We start from the raw sequence: 9,224 nt of genomic DNA, 5'->3' as shown, positions 1-9,224 counted from the left end.
ACTGAACCCGCATTACGGGGCCTAACACCTGAGTTAAGCCGCGCCGCGAAGCGGCGTCGGCTTGGACGAATTGTTAGCTGCCAGACGACAGCAGCGGGTTGCGCTCATCGAAGCCGGCTGAGAGGTCGGGCATTTCACCGGCGAAGAAGCCCTCAAACACCAACTGAAACCGCTCTTTAGCCTCGTAGAGCTTCTCGGGCTCCATGTTTTGGATGGTGTAGACATCGTTCGGATCGAGGTGTGCGGCGAAGAGGCTGAAAGTAGCGCTGAAGAGCCGAAATGCTCGCCGGCGTAGCTCCGGATCGGAGCCGACCGCGCCGACAAGTTGAAACAGCGCCCATTCCACTTTCCAGTACTCGTCCTGTGACCAGGTTGCATCCTCGTATAGGCATGCCCTGAAGGAAGTTTCGTCGAACTCGCCGGACCACGGGTGGTTTCTCGCAATTACCGTGTAGGCATCCATGGCAGCTAACACCTGAGTTAAGCCGCGCCGCGAAGCGGCGTCGGCTTGGACGAATTGTTAGAGCCCGTAGTTCGTCACTCTAAGGGCCCCATGAACTTGGTACGCCACGATATCGCCAATACGCCCAATACTGCGATGTTGCCGACGCAGATGGCGCGGAGCGACCAACGGAGGGCGCGTGACAGCGCAGAGCCGTTAGGTGACCAAGCTAGACGCCAGATGCCCCGGAAACATCCATAGCTCCAATCCACGCGGCTTATCCCGACCTGCGCAAGCAAGGATGGATGGGTCGTCATCAAGGCTCGTAATTGGCTGCTTACCCAGTAGCCAAGGGCGACATAGGCGACGAGTGCGATTGAGGCTGCCGCATCCACGATGTTGCTCATTAGGGCGCTAACACCTGAGTTAAGCCGCGCCGCGAAGCGGCGTCGGCTTGGACGAATTGTTAGGCCCCGGCCCTGGCTAGGTACTGCACGGGGAGGAGCCAACACCTGCAGCTGATGCTACGGCAGGTGAGACCACAGGGGCCAGTACAGCCGAGAGGTCCGGCCGCCCGAAGCGTTTGCCTCGGCTCGCTCGGGATCTGATGCCGAAGCCTCCGTTGCGGCCGAAGGCGGGGAGAGCGTGCAGGAGTGCAGTCGCGGCGACGAAGCCGGATTGGAACTGCACCGCGCATGGGAAGCTCAACCTGCGCACGACGCCCAAAATCTGCACTACGGGGCCTAACACCTGAGTTAAGCCGCGCCGCGAAGCGGCGTCGGCTTGGACGAATTGTTAGGCCCCGGCCCTGGCGAGGTATTGCACGAGGGAGAGCCAGCACCTGCCACGCATGCTACGGCAGGTGAGACCGCAGGGGCCAGCACAGCCGAGAGGCCCGGCCGCCCGAAGCATTTGCCGCGGCTCGTTCGAGATCTGATGCCGAAGCCTCCGTGGCGGCCGAAGGCGGGGAGAGCGTGCGGGAGCGCAGTCGCAGCGACGAAGCCGGATTGGAGCTGCACGGTGCAGGGCGGGCTCAACCTGCGCACGACGCCTTAAACCTGCATCACGGGGCCTAACACCTGAGTTAAGCCGCGCCGCGAAGCGGCGTCGGCTTGGACGAATTGTTAGGCGTGTAGCGAGCGAACAACAGTTGCCCGACCCAGCAGGCGAGCGGGACGACGACGAGCGCGGTAGCCGCAATGGCGATAGCCTGGGGGCGGCCCTCTGGAACGACCTGGAGCAGCCCGAGCCAGTAGACCGACGTGAGATAGGGCAGCGTGGCGGACGCGACCGCCCACCGGAAATGCCGAGTGCCGAGCCACGCGATGAAGATGCCCAGCGGCACACTGACGAGAACGCTGGCGAGCGCGTCGGTGGGGTAGAGCACCCACCCGTAATAGGGTGATACGGGACGCTGGCCCAAGACCGCATGAGCGATTGGGTTCGCCGCCTGCCAAAACACCCAGAAAAAGTCGACCAGCCGAAGGTTGATGTATCCGGCCAAGGCCGCGACAACGATTACAGCGAGCTTTGATTCCTTCAAGCGCATCGTTTCTTCCCTCTCACGCCTAACACCTGAGTTAAGCCGCGCCGCGAAGCGGCGTCGGCTTGGACGAATTGTTAGGCCCCGGCCGAGATGCTCAGCCTGGCCGCTTTGAGGCGCGATCCTTCCTGTATGCCCCAATCGCCAACACGAGCGCAAGCACGAGAACGGACACGCCAATGAGTGTGCTCCGCGGCAGGGTCATGCTGCCGACCAGCATCGCGCATCCGGCCGCGATGGCGAGCTGCTGGGCGGTGAGGTTCTTGTAGTGTTCCATGGGAGTTCCACCAAGACGTGGTACGCAGCCTAACTGCAACACCAGACGCGGTTGCGTGGCGAAAGTAACAGGCAGAGCCCTCGGGCACGCCGACACGGCATGGAGCGACCTGGCACGGGCATGGATCTGCGTGCGGGGCCTAACACCTGAGTTAAGCCGCGCCGCGAAGCGGCGTCGGCTTGGACGAATTGTTAGGTGCCGCCGCCGGCCACTCGCTTGATATCTTCCGCGAACACTTGTTCGTAACGTTCTGCGAGCTCGCGGCAGTGCCGAGCGTACTCTGGGAGATGATCCTTTGAAACGATGCGGACGACCGCGCGGTTGTAATGCTCCCAATACGCACTGAACTCGAACGAGCTGTGGGGAACTTCAGCAAATCGCTGCTCCCCCTCCGGACCTTCGGAGTACTCATAGATCGGTGTGCTTACCACAATGGTTGGGAAGCCAAAGGCGAGGGCTGAGTCTTCATCCTTTACTACAGAAGCCGCGGCCTTAAGCGCGCCGATTGACGCTGTATAGGCTTGGTCGGACTGGCCAGCGAATGCTTGCTTCAGGGCGTAGCCGCCAACGGATGGACCGAGGTGGTCTTCGTAGGCTAGGAGATAATCCTTAATGCGCGGTCCTATCGCGTTTCTGGCCTTCTGCGACATTGTCGCGATCCAGAGCGCGCCGAAGCGCGTGTACTGGTGGCGATTCGTGAGTACCACCCATGGCTTGTCGCTTGCCTTGCACTCAACGGCAAAGAAGGCGGCAAAACATCCCGTTGGATCGCGCTTGTACGCGAGTAGATCTATCTCTCGCCCTTTGCTCGTTTCGGGGTCGATATAGACGGCCGAGTGCTCAACCGCGAATCTGGCGCGAAGAAACGCCCGTGCCGATTCGATCTCGAGTGGAAAACCAGTCGAGTTGAACCAGCTTTTCAGCTTCTCTTCGAGGGCGTTGTCGCTCATAGCGGCACCTAACACCTGAGTTAAGCCGCGCCGCGAAGCGGCGTCGGCTTGGACGAATTGTTAGGCGCCTGCCGATGATGGCAGCATGGCACCGTACGGCTGATACAGGAGGCCAATTAGGGTGGCGAACATCAGCCCAACGAAGGCCGAAAGGCCTACCGCACCAAGCACCCCTAAAAACACGAGCGCGGACTTTGATGCGCGCCTGGGATGCGGACGGGCCGCGAACGCCCAATAACTCAACGGTAAAGTCGCAAGCGCAGCGAGACCAGAGAACACTAGGTGGTTCACCACTAACCGCTTTGCCGCAAAAGCGGCCGTGGGAGGCGCCAGAACACCAAGAGCACAAATAACGAGCACGCGCAGCCAGAAGCTAGACGGCGACAGTCCGAGTTCTTCGCGATGTAGTTGCGCTGAGGGAGCTTCGTACATGGCAGATTCCTAGAAGGTCGCTTCAGGCGCCTAACACCTGAGTTAAGCCGCGCCGCGAAGCGGCGTCGGCTTGGACGAATTGTTAGGGCGCAACCCGCGGCACATCATTCGCACCCCACGCCATCATTATCGCGATCCAGTTTGGGAGCGTATCCCGGATCTCCACGACGCACCGGCGCGGCACCAGCCGCACGGGCCTCGGAGCAGTTGGCGAACGGACGTGAGCGGCCAGCGCCCCGACTAGCCGGTGCAAAACTCTGTCCGGGTGCATGTGATGGGCCGCGGCTGGAGCCGCTCCCGCGATGGCAGTGGTACTCGCCGGTCTTGCGATTGTTGTGACACCCCTCGGCGTTTAGACCGCCCGGGTGAGACAACGCAAGCGCCGGTATTAGCAGGATCGAGAGGAGCGCGGTGAGCTGTACAGCCAAACGCATGTCACCTCCCATTGCGCCCTAACACCTGAGTTAAGCCGCGCCGCGAAGCGGCGTCGGCTTGGACGAATTGTTAGCCGTCTTAGTGGGATAGCTCGACGACGAAATCAGCGTTTCCAATCGGGTCATAGTTCTTCTCGTACGCCACGACGTACTCATGAGTGTTGTCACGGCTCGACGGGCCATGGTTCAGCACGTAAATTGTGAATGCAGCCGCGTGCGCCACTTGGGGCAGCAACTGAGCTATCGCGGCGCCTTCGACGAATACAGGCAATCCTCGGCTAACTCGGTGCGAAATTGCGCGACGGAGCTCTGACTCCCGATACGAGAAGCCTTTGCCGAGCTTCAGAAAGAAGTCTGTCTCGATCAACGCGATATTGAAGTGCCAAGCCAAATACCGCCCTAGGGTGGTCTTGCCTGAACCCAGCCGACCGTCGATCGCGACTAACGTCGGCCCGCGTGGCTTAAGCAATGGTCGGAGGGCTGCAACAACATCCTTGTATGAGCGCGACGAAATTGGCATTGACGGCTAACACCTGAGTTAAGCCGCGCCGCGAAGCGGCGTCGGCTTGGACGAATTGTTAGGCCTTATTCCACGCGAATACGAGTGCATTGGACGCTTTGACCTCACCGCCTTGGGCGCAGTACAGAAAATGGCCGTTCATCAGAAGCTTCGACTCGGCGCTCTCTACGTAAAAGAGCATGGCGACTCCATCCAGATGCCGATCAGAGACGGGCGTTGCAGTAGCCATTAGGTATCGATCGCGGACGATTCCATGAACGTGGTAGTTCGTGGCATGCCCCTCGGCGCCAGTAAGGGTGTAGGTGCCGGTGATGACGTCGGCGCGTTGCTGCAACGCGAGCCCGATCTTGACCATTGCCGCATCTACCGGCGAGCCGTCTAGCTTTAGTAGCCGCCAGGTCCCGTCGAGTCGTACGCCACGGTAGAGCTTATCGGTGTACCAGGGGAGGACGATCCTTCTCGCGATCTCAGCTAAGACGAGGAAGATAGCCGTAGCAAAAAGGCTGCTAATGATTCCGACAACCAACGAGAGCAGAGTACTTTCCATAAGGCCTAACACCTGAGTTAAGCCGCGCCGCGAAGCGGCGTCGGCTTGGACGAATTGTTAGCGGGCAGCGGCGTAGATATCCGCAACGTACCGCTCCATGAGAGTCTCAGGGCGTTTCGGCGAAGTAAACCCAAACTGGGCATACAGCTTATGCGCATCCGACGTGGCCAACATGAAGCGCCTAAGACCTTGCAGCTGTGGGTGGCCGAACACCGCCGCTAGAAGGGTCTTGCCGTAGCCCTTGCCGCGGTGTTCGGGCAGTACGAACACATCAACCAGGTTGCCGAAGGTTGCGTAATCAGAGATGACCCGGGCAAATGCCACTTGATCGCGCCCGACAAATCCACCAAAGCACAGCGAGTTCTCAATGGAGCGTTCGACGATGTCGCGCGGAATGCCCCGCGCCCAATACGACTCTTCACTCAGGAAGTGATGGATGAGATCGCGATCGAGTTCGTCTCTATCGGTCGTGACGCGAAATGTTTCCATGCCCGCTAACACCTGAGTTAAGCCGCGCCGCGAAGCGGCGTCGGCTTGGACGAATTGTTAGGTTGGCAGCTGGAACACTGGACGGCTAGCGCGCGAGCCATGCGGCAATCTGACTCACGCCACCCACTGCCAATTCGACCCATATGCCGACCACGAGCAGCACAATACCGAACGCAAACGCGGCGCGGGCGGTGGACGTGGAGAGTTTGCGTGCGATTAACTGGTAGGCAAGCCCGGCACTGAAGAGAAGGGCACCCATCACGAGAAAATCCGACCCGCTCCAGTGCCAACCTTCACCTAGCGGTTTTTCGCGATCGAAGAAGGTCATAGCGAGAGGCACGAGCAATACGGCGCCCGCCAACGCGGCGGGCCGTGCAAGGACAGTGGTTTTCATCTCACGCTCCGGAACGTCGACTTAGGAGCCGCAAGCCTGAATGCCTTTTGTGAGGCAACGATGAAGTCGCCCGGACGACCTAACACCAGAGTTGACCCGCGCCGCGAAGCGGCGTCGGGTTGAACGACTTGTTAGAGCCCACACGCCCGGATACGAGCCTGCTGCTCCACGGAGCCAAAGTGTTGCACGAAAGGCGATGCTGGGAATGCCGCGGCGAAGCCGGAAGCTGACGAGCGCAACAACAACGGCCTGGATCCCGCGAGCGGTTCGCTGCGAATGCGAACAAGCGCCTTGTCGCTGCAAAGCCAAGCCGCCCGAGATGCGTCCCGCGAACTTGCCCGTAAGCCACGACGGGTCAGACGGCACGCAACCACTCAAGCGCCGGATTGCTTCCCGGTGTGGGCGCTAACACCTGAGTTAAGCCGCGCCGCGAAGCGGCGTCGGCTTGGACGAATTGTTAGGCGGCGCGCCGGCTTCTTCGAGGCCTGCCATAGCGCTTCCCGGGAACCCCGACATACTGGTCAACAGATTGGCGGCCATCTGTGGTTTCGACCGTGACGACGAAGTGTGGACCTTCGACCGGGTCGGTGCCAAACCGCGCAGTCATAGCGGCGATCTCTGCGGAGTCTAGGCCGTGCCGCCGGGCGAGCTCGGGGAGATGTTGGGCATAGCGCTCAATGGCGGCCTTTAGCTCAGGTGACGCCGGGCTGCCCGATGCCGTGCCCGCTAAGAAATCCACGGTGATGTGCCCGACGGGTGACGCTGCCGCCTCTCCGTGGATATCAACGCCAAGGACACCCACCATGAAGCAGATGCCGCTGGCGAGGGAGTCCGCGACGTTATGGGCGAAAGACGAGAGCTTGCCGATGTTCAATGCAGCCCTCCTTGAACTTCCCATAGCCGCCTAACACCTGAGTTAAGCCGCGCCGCGAAGCGGCGTCGGCTTGGACGAATTGTTAGAGCCCACGCGCCGGGATGCTGGCCCGCTGCTCCACGTGATCGGATTCTGGCACGAAGAGCCGGACCGCGAGACAGACGGAGCGGGGCGCTGCAGGCGCGCCGCACGACGGGGACGGTGAAGACGTGGGAAACCGATGTGGCCGGCAAGTTGGCGCCGCCGTTCGGCCACTGACCGTGGCTGAGAAATTGGAGCGGCGCGAGCTTGCAGCACTGAACCTGCAAGCCGATGTGGCCGTGAGCTATGAAGTACGAGGAGCGATTAGCCCGACAACCGAAGAGCATCCCGGCGTGGGCGCTAACACCTGAGTTAAGCCGCGCCGCGAAGCGGCGTCGGCTTGGACGAATTGTTAGACCCCATCGCCGTACTGCCGGAGCGCCGGCTCGTAGACGCTGATGAGCGTTACGCAGGGGCCGGCATCTGACACTACCAGCCACTCACGCAGCTCCGGAATTGCTGAGGTGACATGGAAGTAGTTCCCGGCCGCGCGATCAATCCAGCCGCCGGAGACAACACGATAGACCGAGTGGGTGCCAAGCGGACGACCCGGGCTCCAATACTCCAGCATGTCCGAGTCATCGAGGACTTGGAATGCCTTGGCAAACGGGACGTGCACCTCCAAGAAACGGTCTTGCACGCCGCCGGCAGCCACTACGACCCGTAAGCCCGAAAGAGTGTTTATAACCTCGACGGTGGACGACCCCGGATACCAGGCGAGAGGCTCTCCGACGGGTTCTAGGATTGTGTCCATGGGGTCTAACACCTGAGTTAAGCCGCGCCGCGAAGCGGCGTCGGCTTGGACGAATTGTTAGGCGGCTGGCCACTCATGGCGCCGCCTTCGCTGCGCGAGCTTCGGCCACAAGAGCTGCGACGGCAGCCTGATCTAGCTTACTGAGGTCATCGAAGGCTGGCTGCGTGGCGGACTTGGCCCCGGTGCCTTCTCCATAAAGCCGCATAGCGCCGTCTGGCTTGACGTAAAAAATGAAGTAGAAGGGTATGGCGGGGTTGCCCTGATCCGAGACCACCACGGCGGAGCGACCGTCGTCGCAGGCATACACCAGCCAAGCATTCCCGCCGTATGTCTTCTTGGCTGGACCGGCTTCGCAATTAAGCGGCGTCGGGCGCTCCTCAGCGCCCGAAGCCGGAGCAACAACTGCGAGCGCCGAGGCGGAAAGAAGAGAAAACATCACATTGCGCATATCTTGTTCCTGCCGCCTAACACCTGAGTTAAGCCGCGCCGCGAAGCGGCGTCGGCTTGGACGAATTGTTAGGCCCCAACCACGCGAACCACGGGTACTTCTTGCGCGGCAACATCAATGATGTGGTTCGCACACAGCACCTCGAAGTGCCGGAAGGGCCCTGGATATTCTGCAGTAGCAAATGTGCCATTAGCGACGAAATCCAGGAACTTCGACCGCGAATAAACGCGAAACCCCGCGCCCTCCCATTCTTCATCGTCGTCCCAGTCGCAGTAGGACTCATTACGGACCGCGTAGCTGATGTAGAGGGGCCAGTAGAGCTCAAAGGTTCGGGACTGGGCGGTGACGTCGATGGGGATAACCCCTTCAATCGAACCCGAGCCAACTTTCAATGTCTGCGGCTCGCCAGCGCGCCGGCCTTCCTGGACCAACAAGCGCAGGCTGTTCTCTTCCGGCTCGGAGATCCCAGCAAAGAAGAGGTACTCACAGGCATTGAGTTCTTCGAGCGCGGTCTTCGCTGCCATTGGGGCCTAACACCTGAGTTAAGCCGCGCCGCGAAGCGGCGTCGGCTTGGACGAATTGTTAGGCCTCACTCTACGTTGAGCTCTTCGACGACGCCATTGCTGACGCGCCGGACGTTGCCAAAGTTGGACAGGTAGGCAGAGCAGGCTCCCGCTTCTCGGGTACCACGGGCGGCGCCGGCTGTGGCAAGGCACTCCCCTTGACATTGAGAGGAGTCAGTACACGGGCGACCGACATCGGTGCTCCTTAAATCGCAGCGCTTCGGCGCGGACGGTCCGGGCAGGCCCAGCACGGTCCAGTCACCACCCCGAGTCGCGCACTCGGCCTCGGTACGCGGAATGCTCGGCTTCTTCACCGGCGGCGCCGAATCCTCTGCACAGCCGATCAGGAGGGCGACGCCCAGACAAATAATCAAAACTGCGAGGATTTTCACAGTGAGCCCTAACACCTGAGTTAAGCCGCGCCGCGAAGCGGCGTCGGCTTGGACGAATTGTTAGGCGCCACCTAGGGCTACCCA

At 60.9% G+C, this 9,224-nt stretch carries 15 protein-coding genes; 1 reads left to right on the top strand and 14 read right to left on the bottom strand.

Annotated features, from left to right (window positions below):
• Positions 1 to 73: 73 nt before the first annotated feature.
• The 11 genes from FW784_RS10075 to FW784_RS10025 form a co-directional block, all read right to left on the bottom strand.
• Positions 74 to 463, bottom strand: coding sequence for an Imm41 family immunity protein (locus FW784_RS10075; protein WP_149353216.1), 390 nt, complete (start codon positions 461 to 463; stop codon positions 74 to 76).
• 1,063 nt (positions 464 to 1,526) lie between these two features.
• Positions 1,527 to 1,991, bottom strand: a complete 465-nt coding sequence (locus tag FW784_RS10070) for a hypothetical protein (protein ID WP_149353215.1) — start codon at positions 1,989 to 1,991, stop codon at positions 1,527 to 1,529.
• Between the two features lie 91 nt (positions 1,992 to 2,082).
• On the bottom strand, positions 2,083 to 2,262 hold the full coding sequence (locus tag FW784_RS10065) for a hypothetical protein (protein ID WP_149353214.1): 180 nt from the start codon (positions 2,260 to 2,262) through the stop codon (positions 2,083 to 2,085).
• A gap of 191 nt (positions 2,263 to 2,453) precedes the next feature.
• Complete coding sequence (locus tag FW784_RS10060) at positions 2,454 to 3,212, bottom strand: hypothetical protein (protein ID WP_149353213.1); 759 nt, start codon at positions 3,210 to 3,212, stop codon at positions 2,454 to 2,456.
• A 60-nt stretch (positions 3,213 to 3,272) separates the two neighbouring features.
• Entirely contained in the window at positions 3,273 to 3,644 is a 372-nt protein-coding gene (locus tag FW784_RS10055) for a hypothetical protein (protein ID WP_149353212.1), read from the bottom strand.
• A gap of 104 nt (positions 3,645 to 3,748) precedes the next feature.
• On the bottom strand, positions 3,749 to 4,078 hold the full coding sequence (locus FW784_RS14890; protein WP_149353211.1) for an excalibur calcium-binding domain-containing protein: 330 nt from the start codon (positions 4,076 to 4,078) through the stop codon (positions 3,749 to 3,751).
• 79 nt (positions 4,079 to 4,157) lie between these two features.
• Positions 4,158 to 4,598, bottom strand: coding sequence for a hypothetical protein (locus tag FW784_RS14650; RefSeq protein WP_149353210.1), 441 nt, complete (start codon positions 4,596 to 4,598; stop codon positions 4,158 to 4,160).
• A gap of 58 nt (positions 4,599 to 4,656) precedes the next feature.
• Positions 4,657 to 5,145, bottom strand: a complete 489-nt coding sequence (locus FW784_RS10040; RefSeq protein ID WP_149353209.1) for a hypothetical protein — start codon at positions 5,143 to 5,145, stop codon at positions 4,657 to 4,659.
• A gap of 57 nt (positions 5,146 to 5,202) precedes the next feature.
• The gene (locus FW784_RS10035; RefSeq protein WP_149353208.1) at positions 5,203 to 5,634 is read right to left on the bottom strand and encodes a GNAT family N-acetyltransferase; all 432 of its coding nucleotides are present in this window, start codon (positions 5,632 to 5,634) and stop codon (positions 5,203 to 5,205) included.
• Positions 5,635 to 5,719: 85 nt separating this feature from the next.
• Positions 5,720 to 6,028, bottom strand: coding sequence for a hypothetical protein (locus FW784_RS10030; RefSeq protein ID WP_205123596.1), 309 nt, complete (start codon positions 6,026 to 6,028; stop codon positions 5,720 to 5,722).
• Between the two features lie 457 nt (positions 6,029 to 6,485).
• Complete coding sequence (locus FW784_RS10025) at positions 6,486 to 6,902, bottom strand: hypothetical protein (RefSeq protein ID WP_149353207.1); 417 nt, start codon at positions 6,900 to 6,902, stop codon at positions 6,486 to 6,488.
• A 260-nt stretch (positions 6,903 to 7,162) separates the two neighbouring features.
• Here FW784_RS10025 and FW784_RS14825 point away from each other — a divergent pair, with 260 nt between their 5' ends.
• Positions 7,163 to 7,294, top strand: coding sequence for a hypothetical protein (locus FW784_RS14825; protein WP_268890905.1), 132 nt, complete (start codon positions 7,163 to 7,165; stop codon positions 7,292 to 7,294).
• Between the two features lie 41 nt (positions 7,295 to 7,335).
• Here FW784_RS14825 and FW784_RS10020 read toward each other — a convergent pair whose 3' ends face one another.
• The 3 genes from FW784_RS10020 to FW784_RS10010 form a co-directional block, all read right to left on the bottom strand.
• Positions 7,336 to 7,737 carry a Maf family protein gene (locus FW784_RS10020; protein WP_149353206.1) on the bottom strand — a complete coding sequence of 134 codons (402 nt, stop codon included), beginning with the start codon at positions 7,735 to 7,737 and terminating at the stop codon, positions 7,336 to 7,338.
• Between the two features lie 73 nt (positions 7,738 to 7,810).
• Positions 7,811 to 8,185 carry a hypothetical protein gene (locus FW784_RS10015; RefSeq protein ID WP_149353205.1) on the bottom strand — a complete coding sequence of 125 codons (375 nt, stop codon included), beginning with the start codon at positions 8,183 to 8,185 and terminating at the stop codon, positions 7,811 to 7,813.
• Between the two features lie 68 nt (positions 8,186 to 8,253).
• A complete protein-coding gene (locus FW784_RS10010) occupies positions 8,254 to 8,709 on the bottom strand; it encodes a hypothetical protein (protein ID WP_149353204.1) in 456 nt (151 codons plus the stop codon).
• Between the last annotated feature and the right edge of the window lie 515 nt (positions 8,710 to 9,224).

The organism is Cognatilysobacter lacus, from assembly GCF_008274655.1.
Taxonomy (GTDB): domain Bacteria; phylum Pseudomonadota; class Gammaproteobacteria; order Xanthomonadales; family Xanthomonadaceae; genus Cognatilysobacter; species Cognatilysobacter lacus.
Note: the sequence above shows the minus strand (reverse complement) of the source record. Positions and strands in the feature narration are given on the sequence as shown.